The organism is Stenotrophomonas sp. FR024, assembly GCF_047500745.2.
Taxonomy (GTDB): Bacteria; Pseudomonadota; Gammaproteobacteria; order Xanthomonadales; family Xanthomonadaceae; genus Stenotrophomonas; species Stenotrophomonas maltophilia_A.
Window position 1 is genome coordinate 1 of the sequence record NZ_JAXAXM020000023.1, and the last position, 19,244, is coordinate 19,244.

The 19,244-nt window shown below is 66.9% G+C and carries 17 protein-coding genes; 12 read left to right on the plus strand and 5 right to left on the minus strand.

Going from position 1 to position 19,244, the window contains the following annotated elements:
- A partial coding sequence (yczE, locus tag ACMZ91_RS19090) for a membrane protein YczE (protein WP_495497672.1) occupies nt 1–661 on the minus strand: 661 nt, incomplete at its 3' end.
- A gap of 203 nt (nt 662–864) precedes the next feature.
- Entirely contained in the window at nt 865–1,884 is a 1,020-nt protein-coding gene (locus ACMZ91_RS19095; RefSeq protein ID WP_049463678.1) for a zinc-binding alcohol dehydrogenase family protein, read from the minus strand.
- 357 nt (nt 1,885–2,241) lie between these two features.
- On the opposite strand from ACMZ91_RS19095, the gene ACMZ91_RS19100 reads away from it, so the two are divergent.
- The 4 genes from ACMZ91_RS19100 (at nt 2,242) to ACMZ91_RS19115 (ending at nt 5,308) form a co-directional block, all read left to right on the plus strand.
- Entirely contained in the window at nt 2,242–3,333 is a 1,092-nt protein-coding gene (locus ACMZ91_RS19100; protein ID WP_010483958.1) for an OmpA family protein, read from the plus strand.
- Nucleotides 3,334–3,551: 218 nt separating this feature from the next.
- Nucleotides 3,552–4,058, plus strand: a complete 507-nt coding sequence (locus ACMZ91_RS19105) for a hypothetical protein (RefSeq protein WP_049463430.1) — start codon at nt 3,552–3,554, stop codon at nt 4,056–4,058.
- Between the two features lie 20 nt (nt 4,059–4,078).
- Nucleotides 4,079–4,888, plus strand: coding sequence for a pseudouridine synthase (locus tag ACMZ91_RS19110; protein WP_049463432.1), 810 nt, complete (start codon nt 4,079–4,081; stop codon nt 4,886–4,888).
- A gap of 84 nt (nt 4,889–4,972) precedes the next feature.
- Complete coding sequence (locus ACMZ91_RS19115; protein WP_049463434.1) at nt 4,973–5,308, plus strand: hypothetical protein; 336 nt, start codon at nt 4,973–4,975, stop codon at nt 5,306–5,308.
- An 84-nt stretch (nt 5,309–5,392) separates the two neighbouring features.
- Here the strand turns inward: ACMZ91_RS19115 and kbl are convergent, their stop codons facing one another.
- Entirely contained in the window at nt 5,393–6,601 is a 1,209-nt protein-coding gene (kbl, locus tag ACMZ91_RS19120) for a glycine C-acetyltransferase (protein ID WP_049463435.1), read from the minus strand.
- 198 nt (nt 6,602–6,799) lie between these two features.
- Here kbl and ACMZ91_RS19125 point away from each other — a divergent pair, with 198 nt between their 5' ends.
- A complete protein-coding gene (locus ACMZ91_RS19125) occupies nt 6,800–7,495 on the plus strand; it encodes a TorF family putative porin (RefSeq protein ID WP_049463438.1) in 696 nt (231 codons plus the stop codon).
- Nucleotides 7,496–7,681: 186 nt separating this feature from the next.
- On the opposite strand, the gene tdh is transcribed toward ACMZ91_RS19125, so the two are convergent.
- Entirely contained in the window at nt 7,682–8,704 is a 1,023-nt protein-coding gene (gene tdh / locus ACMZ91_RS19130; RefSeq protein ID WP_010483949.1) for an L-threonine 3-dehydrogenase, read from the minus strand.
- Nucleotides 8,705–9,017: 313 nt separating this feature from the next.
- On the opposite strand from tdh, the gene ACMZ91_RS19135 reads away from it, so the two are divergent.
- From ACMZ91_RS19135 to ACMZ91_RS19165, 7 genes are all read left to right on the plus strand, one after another.
- The gene (locus ACMZ91_RS19135; RefSeq protein WP_049463439.1) at nt 9,018–11,180 is read left to right on the plus strand and encodes a S46 family peptidase; all 2,163 of its coding nucleotides are present in this window, start codon (nt 9,018–9,020) and stop codon (nt 11,178–11,180) included.
- A gap of 249 nt (nt 11,181–11,429) precedes the next feature.
- Nucleotides 11,430–12,074: a histidine phosphatase family protein gene (locus tag ACMZ91_RS19140; protein ID WP_010483945.1), complete on the plus strand. Its 645-nt coding sequence runs from the start codon at nt 11,430–11,432 to the stop codon at nt 12,072–12,074.
- A 41-nt stretch (nt 12,075–12,115) separates the two neighbouring features.
- A complete protein-coding gene (folC, locus tag ACMZ91_RS19145; RefSeq protein WP_049463441.1) occupies nt 12,116–13,387 on the plus strand; it encodes a bifunctional tetrahydrofolate synthase/dihydrofolate synthase in 1,272 nt (423 codons plus the stop codon).
- An 81-nt stretch (nt 13,388–13,468) separates the two neighbouring features.
- On the plus strand, nt 13,469–14,497 hold the full coding sequence (locus ACMZ91_RS19150; RefSeq protein ID WP_049463442.1) for an SPOR domain-containing protein: 1,029 nt from the start codon (nt 13,469–13,471) through the stop codon (nt 14,495–14,497).
- A gap of 46 nt (nt 14,498–14,543) precedes the next feature.
- On the plus strand, nt 14,544–15,323 hold the full coding sequence (locus tag ACMZ91_RS19155; RefSeq protein ID WP_049463446.1) for a CvpA family protein: 780 nt from the start codon (nt 14,544–14,546) through the stop codon (nt 15,321–15,323).
- A gap of 30 nt (nt 15,324–15,353) precedes the next feature.
- Nucleotides 15,354–16,820: an amidophosphoribosyltransferase gene (gene purF, locus ACMZ91_RS19160; RefSeq protein ID WP_032129068.1), complete on the plus strand. Its 1,467-nt coding sequence runs from the start codon at nt 15,354–15,356 to the stop codon at nt 16,818–16,820.
- 9 nt (nt 16,821–16,829) lie between these two features.
- Nucleotides 16,830–17,654 (plus strand): ferritin-like domain-containing protein, encoded by an 825-nt coding sequence (locus ACMZ91_RS19165; RefSeq protein ID WP_049422611.1) that lies wholly within the window; start codon nt 16,830–16,832, stop codon nt 17,652–17,654.
- Between the two features lie 67 nt (nt 17,655–17,721).
- On the opposite strand, the gene ACMZ91_RS19170 is transcribed toward ACMZ91_RS19165, so the two are convergent.
- Nucleotides 17,722–19,179 carry a T6SS phospholipase effector Tle1-like catalytic domain-containing protein gene (locus tag ACMZ91_RS19170; protein ID WP_414578050.1) on the minus strand — a complete coding sequence of 486 codons (1,458 nt, stop codon included), beginning with the start codon at nt 19,177–19,179 and terminating at the stop codon, nt 17,722–17,724.
- Between the last annotated feature and the right edge of the window lie 65 nt (nt 19,180–19,244).

The window sequence follows — 19,244 nt, forward strand, 5'->3', positions numbered from 1 at the left end:
GTGCCGGCCGCTGGCCGGCAGCCGCAGTCCCCCTGAGCTGATCGGGATGCCGGCCAGCGGCCGGCACTACCGGGGTGCGACCGATCCCGAACCAGCCCAGCGTGACACCACACAGCGGACCGATCAGCAGGGCGAAGGCGAGGGTGCCGAGCCCAACATTGCCGCCCAGCCACCAGCCCAGCAGCAATACGCTGCCTTCGATCAGGCTGCGCACTTTCCAGATCGGCCAGCCGGTGCGGGCATGCAGGCCGGTCATCAGGCCGTCGCGCGGGCCAGGGCCAAGCCTGGCGCCGATGTACAGGCCGGTGGCCAGCGCGACCAGCAGCATGCCCGCGCAGAACATCGCCAGCTGCCAGCCAAGGCCGACGGCCGGCGGCAGCAGCCATAGCCCGAACTGCGCGGAGGGGCCGATCAGCATCACGTTGAGAACGGTCCCTACACCCGGCTTCTGCCGCAGCGGCCACCACAGCAGCAACACCAGTGCGCCGATGACATTGGTCGCCAGGCCGAACGACAGCGGCGTCTGCGCGGCGATGCCCTGCGACAGCACGTCCCAGGGCGCCACGCCGATGGCCGCACGGATCATCAGCGAGGCGCCGAAGCCGTACAGGAACAGGCCGGTGATCAGTTGCAGCAGGCGCAAGGGCAGGGCGGTGGGCATGACGGTCTCGGGGGAGAGGAATCTGTTTCCACCGTAATTCCGATCCAGTCACTTCCATAGATACAGATGCCGACCAATCCGCCGCTACAGTGTCGTCGAGCATGCTCGACTGCTCCTGATGAATCAGTCGAGCACGCTCGACGCTACGATCAGACCGCACGGCCGGGCATGGGCTCGGCTTTACAGCGGCGCTCCAGCCTGGCTCAGTCGCCCCAGCCTGCCAGCGCCAGCTTGCCCACCGTGCGTCCGCTGGCCAGGCGCTGATGCGCGATGTCCAGATTTGCCGCATTGATCGGGCCCAGGCTTTCACTGAGGGTGCCGCGCAGCTGGCCGGCATCGATCATGCTGGCCGTGCGGCTGAGGATGCGGTGCTGCTCGATGCAGTCGGCAGTGGCAAAGCGCGAGCGCGCGAACATGAACTCCCAGTGGATGCCGATGCACTTGGCTTTGTAGGGATCGCCGATGCGCAGCGGCCCACGCGGCTCGACGATCAGGCCCACATGTCCCTGCGGCGCCAGCAGCAGGCCCAGTTCGTCCCAGTAGTGATCGGTGTCGGCCAGGTTGAGTGCGACCTGCACCGTGTCGATGCCCAGCGCCTGCAGTTGGGCCTGAAGTGGTTGCCGGTGGTCGATCACGTGCCGGGCACCCATCTGCCGGCACCAGTCGGCCGAGGCCTCGCGCGACGCCGTGGCGATCACCTCGAAACCCGCATGGCGGGCCAGCTGGATTGCCATCGAGCCGACCCCGCCCGCACCGCCGATCACCAGCAGGTGCTGGCCGGCGTGGCGGCGATCGTCCAGCCGCAGCGGCATGCGCTCGAACAGCAGCTCCCAGGCGGTGAGCGTGGTCAGCGGCAGCGCTGCGGCTTCAGCGAAATCCAGCGTGGTTGGCTTGCGCGCGACCAGGCGTTCATCCACCCAGTGGTACTGCGCATTGCAGCCGGGGCGGGTGACATCGCCTGCGTAATAAACCTCGTCACCGGAGGCAAACAGGCTCGCCTCGTCGCCGATTGCCTCGACCACGCCGGCAGCGTCCCAACCCAGCACGCGGGGTGCCTGGAGCGTGGCCGGATCCGTGCTGGCGCGCTGCTTGCCATCGACGGGGTTGACTGAAACCGCCTCGACCCGGACCAGCAGGTCACGGCCCCGGGGAGGCAGCGGCGGAGGCAGGTGGATATCGCACAGGGCAGTGGCGGATTCACGACTCAGGGCGACGGCTTTCATCACGGCTCCGGCTGGGTTCGTGGCTCCATCATAAGGTTCCTCACGTTTCCGCAGGCGCGCTGAACCGTTTGATGCAGCGCGCCGCGCAATATGTCGTTTTCCCCGCCTAAACCCCGTCAAACCCTTGCAGCGTGAGGGTCTTGCGGATTTTCATCATCCTGTATAGGGTTTCAACGTCGGACCGGCGGACGGTCGGGCGCAACACTTCACATGTTACGGGACTGTTAACATGGCCTTCACCCGCCTGAGCATAATGTTCGCGGCGGTGGCGTGCTGAATCGGCTGTCGTACATCGACGCACTTGTGCTGGCCCATGCCTCTACCGGTTTCATACCCCCGAAATAGGAGCTGTACTCAATGAACAAGAAGATCCTTACTGCCGCGCTGCTGGGCGGCCTGGCTTTTGCCCAGGCAGCTTCGGCGCAGGAGTTCGATGACCGCTGGTACCTGACCGGTTCGGCCGGCTTCAACTTCCAGGACAGCGACCGTCTGACCAATGACGCTCCGTTCGTGACCCTGGGCCTGGGCAAGTTCATCAGCCCGAACTGGTCGCTGGACGGTGAGCTGAACTATCAGAACCCGAACTTCGATTCGAACAAGGACCTGAACTGGTCGCAGTACGGCGTCTCGCTGGACCTGCGTCGCCACTTCATCAAGGAAGGCCGCGGCTGGAACCCGTACATCGTCGGTGGCCTGGGCTACCAGAAGTCGGAAGAAGAGTACCCGGCGCTGAATGCCAACGGTCCGCGCCAGCGTAAGGACGGCAACGTTGCCGCCAAGCTGGGCGTCGGCCTGCAGACCACCTTCGAAAAGCGCGTTGCTGTCCGCGCCGAAGTGGCTTACCGCGCTGACTTCGACGACCAGAGCGTTGCCGCTCCGAAGGAAGACTGGTTCGGTGACGTGCTGGCTTCGGTCGGCGTCGTGATCCCGCTGGGCCCGGCTCCGGTCGCGGCTGCTCCGGCTCCGGCTCCGGTTGCCCCGAGCTGCGCCGACCTGGATGACGACGGTGACGGCGTCAACAACTGCGACGACAAGTGCCCGAACTCGCAGCCGGGTCAGACCATCGGTCCGGACGGTTGCCCGGTTCCGGTCTCCATCGACCTGAAGGGCGTCAACTTCGACTTCGACAAGTCGAACCTGCGTCCGGACGCCGTGGCGATCCTGAGCGAAGCCACCGAGATCCTGAAGCGTTACCCGGATCTGCGCGTTGAAGTTGCCGGTCACACCGACTCGAAGGGTACCGACGCTTACAACCAGAAGCTGTCGGAGCGTCGCGCTACCGCCGTGTACAACTACCTGACCAAGAACGGCGTTGACGCCGGTCGCCTGGTCGGCCCGATCGGCTACGGCGAGAGCCGTCCGATTGCTCCGAACACCAACCCGGATGGTTCGGACAACCCGGAAGGTCGCGCCAAGAACCGTCGTACCGAGCTGAACGTCCAGAACTAAGTTCTGACGCTCTGCCAGTAGGACACAGCAGGACCCGGCTTCGGCCGGGTCTTGTTGTTTCTGCGGCCCGGAATCCGGTGCCTGCCGGTCCGGGGTAACCGTTCGTCGGGTTTTTGTCCGTAAAACCAATGGGTTGCCGTATTCATTGAAAGTGGCGCTTGAAAGCTGTCGCGGCATTGCTAAACTCGCCGCGTCACTTCCTTTTCTGGATGCCCTTCATGCTGCGCTCTGCATCGGCCGCCGTCCTGGCGCTGGCCCTGGTTCCCGCCGCCCACGCTGCGGTCGATTGCTCGGTCAACACCAGCGCCTCGCCGCTGCCGTTGCCGGCCACGACCATCGCGCCGGTGGCCGACGAGCTCTACATCCGTGGCAACCAGCTGGGCATGCCGGCCGGCGTGCTGAGCAGCAACTACGATCCGTCGCAGTCGCTGGACCAGGTGCTGCAGCGCCTGCGCATCGATGGCTGCCAGAACATCGCCAAGGCCATTCCGAGCGCCCCTGCAGTGAAGCCGAATGATCCGGCGGCCTACAAGCCGCAGACCGAATTCGACAACACGCCCTGGCGCTTCGACATGAGCCAGAACGGCAAGCGCATGACCGCCGAAGAGTTCGACGCCTGGATGAAGGCGCGTGGCGTGCGTGTGGTCAAGGCGCGTCCGGCTCCGGCCGCCATTCCGGCCCCGGCCGAAGCACCGGCTGAGACCAAGCCGGTCGACAAGAAGTAAGCACCGCGGGGAGCAGAGGCTTGCGCACGCGCCGCCCACCTGCCGCCCCCGCCGCCCGCTCCCACGCACCGCGTGGGCGTGCGACTCCCGCTGCCACAGCCGCCGGTGTCCGTCATGGTCTGGCGCGCGTGCTGTCCAAGGCCGGCGTGTGTTCGCGCAGCGAGGCCGCGCGCTGGATCGCCGATGGCCGCGTGCGCGTCTCCGGCCGCATCGTGCGGGATCCCGAATTCCCGATTGGGCAGCCGGCGCCGCCGATCGAGGTCGATGGCCAGCCGATGGGCGCGCCGCAGCGCCTGTACCTGATGCTCAACAAACCGCGTGGGGTGGTGACCACCGCGCAGGACGAACGTGGCCGCGACACCGTGTACCGCTGCTTCGATGGTGCCGGCCTGCCGTGGATCGCGCCGGTCGGGCGCCTGGACAAGGCCAGTGAAGGGTTGTTGCTGTTCAGCAACGATCCGCAGTGGGCCGCGCGCCTGACCGATCCAGAGACCGGCCCGCAGAAGACCTATCACGTGCAGGTGGATCGTCTGCCCGATGAGGACACCCTGGCCGCGCTGCGCGCCGGTGTCGAAGACGAGGGCGAGTTCCTCGTCGCCCAGGCTGTGCGCGTGCTGCGCAGCGGCGATAAGACCGCGTGGCTGGAGGTGGTCCTCGACGAGGGCCGCAACCGCCACATCCGCCGCCTGTTGGCGGCCTTCGACCTGCAGGTGCTGCGCCTGGTCCGGGTTGCGATCGGCGGGCTGCAGCTCGGCGATCTCGGCAAGGGCCAGTGGCGGGTGCTGGAGGTCAGTGACCAGCCGCGGCTGGGGGCCGCTGCACCGGGCTGATCATCGCCCGCGGCCGGCGGTTGCCGGCCACCGTTCCAGGCGTAGGGGGCGTCTGGCTGCTGAATTTCCCGAACGGAGCCTGCCATGTACCACCCGACCCTCAACCAAACCCTGCGCTGCGCAGGCCTGCTGCTGCCGATGGTGCTGCTGACCGCCTGTGGTGGCCACAAGAAGGTGGCCAAGGCGGAAATGCCGGCCGAGACCCCGGTGGTGGAAGTGAAGACCCCGGAGCTGGATGGTCGCGGCAGCTACCGCTTCCTGATGAGCAACGGCGACAAGAAGATGACCGCCGACGAGTTCGACGCCTGGATGAAGGCCAACGGCATCCGCGTTGCCAAGGGCAACGGCCAGGATGCTGCCGCCAAGCCGGTGGTGGTGGCCAGCAAGGACGAGCCGAAGGGCAAGAAGAAAAAGAAGTGATGCCGGGAAGGTGCCGACCTCGGTCGGCACGCCCTCACGCCTGGTAGGTGCCGACCTTGGTCGGCACGCTTTGGCCGGTGGGGATCAACCCTTGATCACGCCCAGCTCGACACCGATGCGGGTGAACGCATCGATCGCGCGGTCCAGGTGCTCGCGGCTGTGCGCAGCGCTGATCTGGGTGCGGATGCGCGCCTGGCCCTTGGGCACCACCGGGAAGAAGAAGCCGATCGCGTAGATGCCTTCTTCGAGCAGGCGCTCGGCGAACTTCTGCGCCAGCGGCGCGTCGTACAGCATCACCGGGCTGATCGGGTGCACGCCCGGCTTCACGTCGAAACCGGCGGCGACCATCTTTTCGCGGAAGTAGCGGGTGTTCTCCACCAGGGTGTCGCGCAGGTCGTCAGCGGCGGCCAGCATCTCGAACGCCTTGATGCCGGCGGCCACCACATGCGGCGGCAGCGAGTTGGAGAACAGGTACGGCCGCGAACGCTGGCGCAGCAGCTCGATCACCTCGGCGCTGGCGCAGGTGAAGCCGCCCATTGCGCCGCCCATGGCCTTGCCCAGGGTGCCGGTGATGATGTCGATCTTTTCCAGCACGCCCTTCACTTCGGCCGAGCCGCGGCCGGTGGCACCGAGGAAGCCGGTAGCGTGGCATTCGTCGATGTGCACCAGCGCGTTGTACTTCTTCGCCAGCGCGGTGATCTCGTCCAGCGGCGCAATGAAGCCGTCCATCGAGAACACGCCGTCGGTGGTGATCAGCTTGGTCTTGCAGCCGGCGGCATCGGCGGCCTGCAGCTGGGCTTCCAGGTCGGCCATGTCGCAGTTGGCGTAGCGGAAGCGCTTGGCCTTGCACAGGCGCACGCCGTCGATGATCGAGGCGTGGTTCAGTGCATCGGAAATGATCGCGTCGTTCTCACCGAGCAGCGGTTCGAACAGGCCGCCGTTGGCGTCGAAACAGGCCGCGTACAGAATGGTGTCCTGCTTGCCGAAGAAGTCGGCAATCTGCTTCTCCAGCTGCTTGTGCAGGTCCTGGGTGCCGCAGATGAAGCGCACCGAGGCCATGCCGAAGCCGTGGGTATCCAGCGCATCCTTGGCGGCCTGGATCAGGTCCGGATGGTCGGCCAGGCCCAGGTAGTTGTTGGCACAGAAGTTCAGCACCTTGCGGCCATCCTCGAGGGTGATCTCGGCCGACTGCGGGCTGGTGATGATCCGCTCGGACTTGAACAGGCCCTGGGCGCGGATGGCGTCCAGTTCCTCGGCGTAGTGGCGGGTCAGGGCGGAGGAGGCGTCGGTCATGGCGTGGGCACGGCTCTGAACGGGGAAACCGTTGATTCTACCGGGCTACGACGGCCTTCGACCGGGCCGGGCAGGGCACCGCCACGGGTGGCACATGTTGCATCGCAATAGCAAACGGGTTAAAAATTCGTGAACCGTGCCTGTCTGGCGCCGGTTGCCCGCTCCCCCTTCCCGCCCCCGCCACCCTCGGAGACGCCCATGAAGCACGCCCGTGCCTGCCTCGCCATTGCCGCTGCCCTGACCCTGGCCGCCCCGTTCGCCGCCTGCGCACAGGAAAACGAATCGCCGTACAGCTGGAACGTCACCGCTGTTTCCGATTACCTGTTCCGTGGTGTGTCGCAGACCGACGAGGATCCGACCCTGCAGGCCGGTTTCACCTACACCAGCCCGGTTGGCCTGTATGCCGGCGTGTGGGGTTCGGGCGTGGACTTCGGTGCAGGTGATCCGAAGACCGAGGTCGACTACCTGATCGGCTACGGCGTGGACGTCACCGAGCGCGTCAACGTCGACGTGCTGCTGAACCGCTACACCTACCTGAAGTCCAGCCACCAGAACTACAACGAGCTGATCACCACCACCACGCTGGATGACACCTACAAGCTGACGGTGGCCTACACCAACGATGTATGGAACAGCAGCACCGATGGCTGGTACTTCGGCCTGGGCGGCAGCTGGGGCCTGCCGAAGGACTTCACCCTGAATGCCAACGTCGGTCGCAGCACGTTTGAAGACGGCATCGCCAAGGATTACACCGACTGGAATGTCGGCGTTGAGCGCCAGTTCGGGATGGCCAAGGTCGGCCTGGGTTACTACGGCACCGACGGCAACGGCCGCGACAACTCCGGCAAGCTGGCCCACAGCCGCGTGATGCTGAGCGTCGCCGTCGGCAAGTAACGCCGCAGGCGTTACGGTAGGTGCCAGGCTTGCCTGGCACGCTTTACGAAAAAGGCGCCCAATGGGCGCCTTTTTCAATTCCAGCAGCATGCCTTACCCCGGCTGGGGGAGAGCCCCCTTGTTGTTCAAGGGGGCGCGCCGACGGCGCGGGGATAAGGAGACCTGCGGGGGAATTGACCCGAAGGGTCAATTCCAGCTGAGCACGACCTTGCCGGCCTTGCCTTCTTCCATCAGGTCGAAGCCCTTCTGGAAGTCGTCGATCGGCAGCTGGTGGGTCATCACCTTGCCGAGCGGGAAGCCGGACAGCACCAGCTGGGTCATCTTGTACCAGGTCTCGTACATCTTGCGGCCGTAGATGCCCTGCACGGTCAGGCCCTTGAAGATGATCTTGTCCCAGTCGCAGCCGGCGCCCTTGGGCATGATGCCGAGCATGGCGATCTTGCCGCCGTGGTACATGCAGTCGAGCATGTCGTTGAACGCGCGCGGGTTGCCGCTCATTTCCAGGCCGACGTCGAAGCCCTCCATGTGCAGCTCCTTCATCACGTCCTTCAGCGACTGGTTGGCCACGTTGACGACGCGGGTGGCACCCATGTCGGCGGCCAGCTTCAGACGGAAGTCGTTGACGTCGGTCACCACCACGTTGCGCGCACCGATGTGCTTGCAGATGCCGGCGGCGATGATGCCGATCGGGCCCGCGCCGGTGATCAGCACGTCTTCACCGATCACGTTGAACTCCAGCGCACAGTGCGCGGCGTTGCCGTACGGATCGAAGAACGCGGCCAGCTCGGACGGAATCTGGTCCGGGATCGGCCACAGGTTGCTGGCCGGCATCACCATGTACTCGGCGAAGGCGCCGTTGACGTTGACGCCGATGCCGACGGTGTTCGGGCACAGGTGCGGGCGGCCGCCACGGCAGTTGCGGCAGTGGCCGCAGACGATGTGGCCTTCGGCCGAGACGCGCTGGCCGATTTCATAGCCGGTCACGGCCGAGCCGAGTGCGGCGACGCGACCGACGAATTCGTGGCCGATGGTCAGGCCCGGCTTGATGGTGCGCTGGCTCCACTCGTCCCACAGGTAGATGTGCAGGTCGGTGCCGCAGATCGCGGTCTTCTCGAGCTTGATCAGGACCTCGTTCGGGCCCGGGGTCGGAACCGGAACTTCTTCCAGCCAGATGCCCTTGGCCGCTTCGCGCTTGACCAGGGCCTTCATCGTTTGCTGCGCCATCGGGGTGGAACTCATCAGGGGGAAAGCGCGGATTATAGGGTGCCGCGCGGATTTCCCATGTTGCGCTGCGGGTGCAGTGGCGGAACGAAAGGCGTGCGCCGGCGGGCGTTTCGAACGTGCTGCGAACAGCAGCGTCTCCCTGGTTCGGGGGAGGGTGACCACGCCCCCTCTGGACGATTTCCGTGTGCGCGGCCCACGTGCGCGTGGCAGAGCAAGAAGCAGGCCCATGACTTCCGGGGTTCGGGCCGGGGCAGGGCGGCGGGCTACAATCGAAGGTTCCACTACCAGGGGCCGCTCCATGCGCTCGAACCTGCTTGCATTCTCCATCGTCGCCAGCCTTGGGCTGGCCCAGGTCGCCCATGCCGCTGAAGGCATGTGGGTGCCGCAGCAGCTGCCGGAAATCGCCGGCCCGCTGCAGAAGGCCGGCCTCAAGCTGTCCCCGGAACAGCTGGCCAACCTGACCGGCGACCCGATGGGCGCCGTCGTCGCCCTCGGCGGCTGCACCGCCAGCTTCGTCTCGCCGCAGGGCCTGGTAGTCACCAACCACCACTGCGCTTATGGCGCCATCCAGCTGAATTCGACCGCGCAGAAGAACCTGATCAAGGACGGCTTCAACGCGCCGACCCTGAAGGACGAACTGAGCGCCGGCCCGAACGCCCGCGTGTTCGTGCTCGACCAGATCACCGACGTCACCGCCCAGGCCAAGGCCGCCATTGCTGGCGCCGGCAACGATCCGCTGGCCCGCAGCCGCGCGCTGGACGCCTTCGACAAGGCCCAGGTCGCCGCCTGTGAAGCCGATGCCGGCTTCCGCTGCCGCCTGTACAGCTTCTCCGGCGGCAACACCTACCGCCTGTTCCGCAACATGGAAATCAAGGACGTGCGCCTGGTCTACGCGCCCCCGGGCAGCGTCGGCAAGTTCGGCGGCGACGTCGACAACTGGATGTGGCCGCGCCACACCGGCGACTTCTCGTTCTACCGCGCCTATGTGGGCAAGGACGGCAAGCCGGCCGCCTTCGCCGCCGACAACGTGCCGTACCAGCCCAAGCACTTCCTGAAGTTCGCCGACCAGCCGCTGGGCGCCGACGACTTCGTGATGGTGGCCGGCTACCCCGGCCGCACCAACCGCTATGCACTGGCCGGTGAGTTCAACGAAACCGCCAGCTTCACCTACCCGTCCATCGCCAAGCACTACAACGCGGTGCTGAAGATGATCGCCGATGCCGGCAAGGCCGACGCCGACGTCAAGGTGAAGTACGCAGCGACCGCCGCCAGCATGAACAACGTGGCCAAGAACTACCTGGGCCAGCTGGAAGGCTTCAAGCGCATCGACGCCGCCGGCCAGAAGCAGGCTGAAGAAGCCGCCGTGCTGGCCTGGCTGAAGAAGCAGGGTGCTGCCGGCAAGCCGGCCCTGGCCGCCCACGCGCAGCTGCTCAAGCATCTGGATACCAGCAAGTCGACCCGCGAACGCGACCTGTTCGTCGGTCAGTTCAACAACACCTCGGCCGTTGGCGCGGCGATCACCCTGTACCGCCTGTCGATCGAGCGCAGCAAACCGGATGCCGAACGCGAAGCCGGTTACCAGGAACGCGACCTGACCACCATCGAAGGTGGCCTGAAGCAGATGGACCGCCGCTACGTGGCGAAGATGGATCAGCAGCTGCAGGCCTACTGGCTGGACCAGTACGTGGCCCTGCCGGCCGCACAGCGCGACAACGAAGTGCTGAACAAGTGGCTGGCCGGCAGCGATGCCGCTGCGGTGAAGTCGCTGGTGGGCAAGCTGTCGGGCACCGAGCTGGGCAGCCTGGACGCACGCCTGAAATGGTTCAAGGCCGACCGCGCCGCGTTTGAGGCCAGCAACGATCCGGCCATCCAGTACGCCGTGGCCGTCATGCCGGCGCTGCTGAAGCAGGAAGAGCAGAAGAAGATCCGCGAAGGCGAATCGCTGACCGCGCGCCCGCTGTACCTGCAGGCCGTGGCCGACTACAAGAAGAGCCAGGGTGAGTTCGTCTACCCGGACGCCAACCTGTCGCTGCGCATCACCTTCGGCAACGTCATGGGCTATGGCAAGGACGGCGTAAAGTACACCCCGTTCACCACCCTGGAAGGCGTGGCGGCGAAGGAAACCGGTGAGGATCCGTTCGATTCGCCGAAGGCGCTGCTTGATGCAGTCAAGGCCAAGCGTTACGGCGGCCTGGAAGACAAGCGCATTGGTTCGGTGCCGGTGAACTTCCTGTCCAACCTGGACATCACCGGTGGCAACTCGGGTTCGCCGGTGCTGGACGCCAACGGCAAGCTGGTCGGCCTGGCCTTCGATGGCAACTGGGAATCGGTCAGCTCCAACTGGGTGTTCGACCCGGTGATGACCCGCATGATCGCCGTCGACAGCCGCTACATGCAGTGGATCATGCAGGAAGTGGCGCCGGCGCCGCAGCTGCTGAAGGAACTGAACCTGGTCAAGTAAGGTTCGCGGTTCCGGGCGGTCCATCCACGCATGGCGTGGATCTACTGCCTGTACCGAGGGTAGTGCCGGCCGCTGGCCGGCAACCTCGACCAGATAGCCGGAGTTTCCGAAACCCCGCGACGCAGGTCGCGGGGTTTTTTCATGCCCGGCCCGGCCCGGTGCGCCGAACAGGTATCATCCCTGTTCCGCGTACTTCACAGGATGTGAACGAAACGCGGAAACCTCCTCCCCCCAGGACCCCTTGCACGCATGCGCATCCTGCTTGCCCGCCACGGCGAAACGCCATGGAACGCCGAAGGCCGCTACCAGGGCCAGATCGATATTCCGCTTTCGCCGATCGGTGAAGCCCAGGCCCAGGCACTGGGTGCCCGCCTGGCCTCGGTGGACATCACCCGTGCCGTCGCCTCGCCGCTGTCGCGCGCGCAGCGCACCGCGCAGCTGGCGCTTGGCGCCGCGCGTGCCGACATGCTGCTGACCGAGCCGGAGCTGCAGGAAATCGCCCACGGTGAGTGGGAAGGCCTGCTCGCCAGCGAGATCAACGAAAAGGATCCGTCGCGCCTGCAGGCCTGGCGCGAGGAGCCTGATACCGTGCTGATGCCCGGTGGCGAATCGCTGCGGCTGGTGCTGGAACGCAGCTGGCGTGGTCTGGCCCGTGCCACCGAAGGCCTCGGCGAGCACGACACCCTGCTGGTGGTTGCGCACGATGCGGTCAACCGCGTGATCCTGTGCAAGGTGCTGGGCCTGCCGATTTCCCGCCTGTGGACCTTCCGCCAGGCACCGACCACGCTCAACCTGCTCGAAGGCGCCGACCTGGACAGCCTGGAAGTGGTGCGCCTGAACGACTGCGCCCACCACACGCCGTTCTTCGGCGAAGCCAAGCACCGCGCACTCTGACCCGCCACACCGAACCACCTGTACCTGCTGGAAGCACTGCCGTGACGAACACCCCGACCACCCTGGCCGATTGGCTGGATTACATTGAACGCCAGCACCCGGCGACCATCGACATGGGCCTGGAACGCGTGCGCGCTGTGGCCACGGCGATGGGTCTTGGCGCGCCGGCCGGGCGCACCATCGTGGTCGGTGGCACCAACGGCAAAGGCTCCACCGTGGCCTTCATCGAGGCCATCGGCCGTGCTGCCGGTTGGAAGGTGGGTGCCTACACCTCGCCGCACCTGCTGCGCTACAACGAGCGCGTGCGCATCGACGGGCAGGACGTGGACGATGCGGCGCTGGTTGCTGCGTTCAATGCCGTCGAAGCGGCACGCGGCGACACCACGCTGACCTATTTCGAGTACGGCACGCTCGCTGCTTTGCAGCTGTTCGCCGACGCCGGGCTGGACCTGGCGGTGCTGGAAGTGGGCTTGGGCGGCCGCCTGGATGCGGTCAACATCGTCGACGCCGATGTATCGGTGATCACCACCGTGGACATCGACCATGCCGAGTGGCTGGGCGAGGACCGCGAAGCGATCGGCGCCGAGAAGGCCGGCATCATCCGTGGCTGGAAGCCGGTGATCCTGGGCGAGACCGATCCGCCGTCCAGCGTGCTGGCGCGTGCCTATCTGGTCGGTGCCAACGCGATCCGCGGCGGCAGCGATTACTTCTACGAGCCGATCGACGCCCAGCGCTGGCGCTGGCGCGACGTCGGCCTGCGCATGGAGCTGCCGACCCCGGCGCTGGCCGGCCCGATCCAGCTGGCCAATGCCGGTGCTGCCATCGCCGCCCTGCGCGCGCTGGACAAGCCGGTGCCGCGTGCTGCGTGGACCGCGGGCATCGCAGCAGCGCGTATCTCCGGCCGCATGCAGGCATTCGAGCGCGACGGCGTGCAGATCCGCGTGGACGTGGGCCACAACCCACAGGCGGCGGGCCAGCTGGCGCGTGCGCTGAAGGCCGAAGTGTCAGCCGGCCGCACCCTGGCGGTGTACGCCGCGTTGCAGGACAAGGACGCGGCGGGTGTGGTGCAGGCCCTGCAGGACGTGGTGGGCGAGTGGACCCTGGCCGGGCTGGACGGTCCGCGTGGACAGAGCGCCGCTCAGCTGCAGGCACGCCTGAGCGGTACGGTGGCGGCCAAGGCACCGCTGGCCGATAGCGTCGAACAGGCCCTGGCGCAGGTGCTGGCCCAGGCTGAGCGGGGTGACCGGGTGCTGGTGTTCGGCTCCTTCCATACCGCCGCTGCGGCCCTGCAGTGGCTGCAGGGCGACGCCTGATCCGCGTTCAGCCAACGCCGACGCCGGCCGGTCCGGCACCCGTATAATCGACGGCAATCTCCGGACAGTTGCCTGCCTCACGTGGATACGCCTCTGAAACAGCGTCTGATTGGTGCCATCGTGCTGGTGGCACTGGCCGTGATTTTCCTGCCGATGCTGGTCAAGGGACCCGCACCTGACAGCGGTGTCGCCAATGTGCCGATCGCCGCGCCGGATGCGCCGGCCGATGGCCAGTTCGAAACCCGTGAGCTGCCTCTGGTCGCCCCGGCCGGTGGTGCCACCGGCCTGCAGACCGGGCAGGCCAAGCCGCTGCAGGAGGCTGCCACGCCGGCTACGCCGCCGACCGTGGACACCTCGCCGGCAGTCGCCGCCGGCAACTATGCGGTCACCTTCGGTGCCTACGGCAGCAAGGCCGACGCCGATGCGGTGATCGCCTACCTGAAGCGCTCGCAGCTGCCGGGCTTCGCTGAAGCGGCCACCATCAACGGCCGCCAGGCATGGCGCGTGCGCGTTGGACCTTACGCCGACCGTGCCCAGGCCGAAGCGGCCCGCCTGCAGGCGGTGAAGATCCGTGCGGATGTGAAGGCCGAAGTGATCACCCTGGACGCGGCGGCCGGCAGCAGTGCCCCGGTTGCGGCCACCCCGGCACCGGCTGCGCCGAGCGCCAGCACCCCGTCCGCAGCTGTTGCGCCCTCGGCCAGCGGCAACCCGGTCCGCAGCGAAAGCCTGCCGCCGAGCACGCCAACGGCGACCGCGCCGCCGGCCGCCAAGCCGGAACCGCCGAAGCCGGCGCCGAAGCCCGAACCGAAGCCGGAGGCCACCGCCAGCAAGCCGGCGACGGTGCCGACCACACCGGCAGCACCGGCTGCCAGCGGCGTCGGCTTTGCCGTGCAGCTGGGCGCGTTCGGTCAGGCCAACGATGCCAATGCCCTGCGCGACAAGGTTCGTGCCGCTGGTTTCAGCGCTTTCGTCGAGCAGGTGCGCACGGACAAGGGAACCCTGCATCGCGTCCGCGTCGGGCCGGTGGCCAACCGCGCTGACGCCGAGCAGCTGAAGGCGCAGGTCGCCGCCAAGGTCGGCGTGGCCGGCATGGTCCGACCGCACCCATGACCCACGCGCAGCCCCGTTGCCAGCGCCGCCGAAGGAGAGGGGCGCCATGATCGACGTGGTGCTGCTGATCGTGATCGCCGCCTCGACCCTGCTGGGGATGCTGCGCGGCTTCGTCGGAATCGTCATCGGCACCCTGTCGTGGCTGCTGGCCGCGTGGGCGGCCTTCGCCTTCGGTAATGACGCGGCCCACTGGTGGGCCGCGCCGGCGGCCCCCGGAGGCGAGCACTTCGTCGGTGGCTACCTGGGGGTCGGCATCGGCGTGATGATCGTGGTCGCGGTGATCGGCATGGTCATCAAGGCCCTGGTCCACCGCAGCATGCTGACCAGCCTGGACCGCCTGCTGGGCGGGGTGCTGGGCGCGGTGCGAGGCGGCCTGATCGCCGCGGTCCTGCTGCTGCTGGGCAGCTTCACCCCGCTGACCGCCGAACCCTCGTGGCAGCGCTCGGCGGTGCGTCCGTTGCTGAACCCGACCGTGGCCTGGATGAACCGCAAACTGCCGCACTGGGAGGTTCCCGGGGGCGATCTGCTGCCCAAGGCCTTGCCGACCGACGCGCTGTCCCCATCTGCATTGATGGAGTTGGGCAAGAACGCAGGCGCCGGGTTGGGAAAGCCGGGCGCGGCAGGCGATAATGGCATCCTCAACCAGGTAGTGGCAGGCAGCGGATGGCTGCGGCCTGCGAAAGCGGAACAGGGCGATTCCTACGATCCGGCCGAAGTGCGCCCGGACGCTCCTGCACTGCCGGACAGTATCGAGCCGGGCGATCCGGCCAACGTCGACCGCGCGCGCGGCGACCACCGCGGCCAGGTACGGCCACCTTCCTTGTAACTGGGCACAGCCCAGCGGAGACCTCGCACCATGTGTGGCATCGTCGGAATCGTCGGCAACCAGAACGTCGCCGGGCAGTTGTATGACGGCTTGACCGTTCTCCAGCACCGTGGCCAGGATGCGGCGGGCATCGCCACCGCCAGCGGCAGCCGCCTGCGCGTGCAGAAGGCCACCGGCCTGGTCCGCGATGTGTTCGATGCCCGCACCATGTCCACCCTGGAAGGCAGCGTCGGCATCGCCCATGTGCGCTACCCGACCGCCGGTTCGGAAGGCATGGACGAGGCACAGCCGTTCTACGTCAATTCGCCGTACGGCATCGCGCTGGCCCACAACGGCAACCTGATCAACACCGAAGCGCTGCGCCAGCAGGTGTTCGAGCAGGACCGCCGCAACGTCAACACCGATTCGGACAGCGAAGTGCTGCTGAACGTGTTCGCCTATGAACTGGAGCAGCAGCGCCAGCTCAGCCCGGAAGCGGCCATCCGCGCGGTGGCCGGCGTGCACCGCCGCTGCAAGGGTGGCTATGCGGTGGTCAGCGTGGTGCTGGGCCTGGGCCTGGTCGCCTTCCGCGACCCGCATGGCATCCGGCCGCTGGTACTGGGCAAGCGCAGCCACGCCGAAGGTGACGAGTACATCGTCGCCTCCGAGTCGGCCGCGCTGGACGTGCTGGGCTTCCAGCGCGTGCGCGACGTGCAGCCGGGCGAAGCGCTGGTGATCACCGCGCGTGGCGAGCTGTTCTCGGAGATCTGCGCCGAGCCGGCCGAGCACACCCCGTGCATCTTCGAATACGTGTACTTCGCGCGCCCGGATTCGATGATCGACAACGTCTCGGTACACAAGGCGCGCATGCGCATGGGCATCAAGCTGGGCGAGAAGATCCTGCGCCTGCGCCCGGACCACGACATCGACACCATCATCCCGATCCCGGATACCTCGCGCGATGCCGCGCTGGAGATCTCCAACGTGCTCGGGGTGAAGTACCGCGAAGGCTTCATCAAGAACCGCTACATCGGCCGCACCTTCATCATGCCGGGCCAGGGCGAACGCGTGAAGTCGGTGCGCCGCAAGCTCAACCCGATCCACCTGGAGTTCCGCAACCGCGTGGTGCTGCTGGTGGACGATTCGATCGTGCGCGGCACCACCAGCCAGCAGATCGTGCAGATGGCCCGTGATGCGGGCGCGCGCAAGGTCTACCTGGCCAGCGCGGCACCGCCGGTGCGCTACCCGAACATCTACGGCATCGACATGCCGGCGGCCGAAGAGCTGGTCGCGCACAACCGCACCGTGGAAGAGATCGAAGCCCACCTGGGCTGCGACTGGCTGATCTACCAGGACCTGGAAGACATGGAAGCGGCGGTGAGCGAGGGCAACCCGGCGCTGCGCAACTTCGATTCGTCCTGCTTCAACGGCCACTACCCGACGGGTATCGAGCCGGGCTACTTCGAGCGCATCCAGCAGCTGCGTTCGGACGACGCCAAGCACAAGCGCCGCGCCTGAGGTCCAGGCGTGGTCGATGTACCCGACGTTGGTGGCGACCTGCTGCGCGCTGCGCAGCAGTGCCTGGCCGAAGCCGACCCGCTGCGCAAGGTGGCGCTGACCCAGGCCTATGCCGCCGCGTTCCGTGCTGGCCGCCTGAAGGTGGAGGCCGATGCACCGCCGCCGGAGCCGATCCGCATGCCCGGCCGGCCGGCGCAGCTGGTGCTGGTGCATCCGCGTGAAGTGCCGCGGCGTGGACTGGGCGGTGTGGAAGGGCGTGCCGCCTTCATCCACGCCATCGCCCATATCGAACTCAACGCGATCGACCTGGCCTGGGATGCGGTATACCGCTTCCGTGGCCTGCCGCCGGCGTTCCATGCCGACTGGGTCAGCTGTGCCGACGACGAATCGCGGCACTTCATGCTGCTGCGCGAACGCCTGCAGGTGCATGGTCACGACTATGCCGATTTCCCAGCGCACAACGGCCTGTGGGAAATGTGCGAAAAGACCGCCCATGACGGCCTGGCACGCATGGCGCTGGTGCCGCGCGTGCTGGAAGCGCGCGGCCTGGACGTAACGCCCGGCATGATCGGGAAGCTGCGCAATGTCGGCGATGGCGAAACCGCCGATGTGCTGGAAGTGATCCTGCGCGAGGAAGTGGCGCACGTCGCTGCCGGTTCGCGCTGGTATCGCTGGTACTGCGACCGCGCCGCTGTCGAGCCGCGTGCGCGCTTCAAGGAACTGCTGGTGGAGTACGCCGGCGGCTACCTGCATGGGCCATTCAACATCGAAGCGCGCCTGCTGGCCGGGTTCGATGCGGATGAGTTGGCCAACCTGATTGAACAGGCCGGTTGAAGAAAAGGGGACGGAGGGGATTAAGTCGTTTGTGGCACAAACGACTTAATCCCCTCCGTCCCTTTTTTCATGCGTTTGGCAACACCACGCGCTTGCCATCCACCGTTGGCCGGTTGATGTAGAACAGGCCGGGACCCGGCCGGTACGGCAGTTCGCTGACGCCGGCATCGGCGGCGTAGGTCAGTGCGGTGTCGCCCAGTGCATCGAAGTTCCAGTGCGCCGACTGCATCAGGTAACGCCGTCGCAGCAGCGCCTCCTGTGTCTGCGTCAGCGGCTGTCCGGCAACCAGTCGGCGTGCGATCGGCTGCAGGGCGGACGGCAGCTCCCAGCCGGGAACTCCAGCGGCATTGGCGGTCCATTGCACGCCAGCATCGATGGCCTGCTGCTGCATCACCTGCAGTGCGATCAGCTGGTAACGCCAGTCGATGCGCCGACGCAGCACCACCGCGGCGGTCACATACAGCACCGGCGACAACAGCACGCTGCGGCTGCCGGCGCGACGCTGCTGCTGCCACTGGTGCCAGACATCCACCCAGATCTCCTTTTCACCCACGCCCAGCTGCTGCCGCCAGCGTTCGGCGTCGGCCTGCGTTTCGGCGTAGGCCGTGGTGGCCTGCAGCAACGCCAGTGGGGGGACCTGGTAGTCGGAAACCGGCGGGCGACGCAGCTGCTGCCGGCGTGGACGGCTGAGCAGCTTGGGCCCTTCTTCCAACTGGTTGTAGCCACCGCCGATGTTGGCGTGCACGCCGGGCAGGGCGATCTCGGTGAACGTTGGCGCGACGCTGGTCAATGGATAGTGTTGGCGATGCTCGTCACGCGCGGCCAGTTGCACGACGTGTGCCGCGATGCCACTGCGCAGGGCGAGCTGCGGGTGTTCATCGGCGCGGCCACCATTGACTGCAACCACGGTGTCGAACAGTCCGATGAAGCGCAGCACCGGCGTGACGGCGGCGAAGTCCGCAGTGCAGGGCAGGCCGGCGCCCTGCAGCAGCTGGCGCCAGCGCGCGCTGTCCCAGGCCTGCAGCTGGTTTGCGATATCACGTGCCGCGGCAGCACCGCGCGAATAGCCGAACAGATCCAGCTGCACGCCACGCAGCGGTCGCTGCCAGCGCGCGGACAGCTCGGCCAGTGCCGCCGGCAGCAGCACCTGCAGCGCGCGCTGCACTTTCGCGCGAACGCCACTGGCACCGATGCCGAAGGCCAGTCCGATCAGGTCGTCATCGGCTTCATCGCGGGTCCCCACGCCCTCGACATAGATCGACAGCCAAGGCGCGGCCATCGCATCGCGGCGGCTGTCCGGATACAGCTGCTGCAGGCGCGCGATGTTGGTCAGGCCGTTGTCGTAGCTGCTGGTCAGCCGGCTCTGGTAGGTCGAATCATCATCCGCGCGCAGCTGCGCCGGGCGTGGCTGCGGAACCTGTGGGCGACCGCGTGCCAGGTTGTGTGCGTTGTTGCGGGTGCCATCGAAGAACAGGCCGAACCGCAGCAAGCCGACATCTTCGTCCGTGTCCTGCGATGGTGCCATGTGCATTCCCCGTCGTGGCTGCGTCACGGTAGCGCGAAAGCGGTGTATTGGCGAAGTGTAGTGAC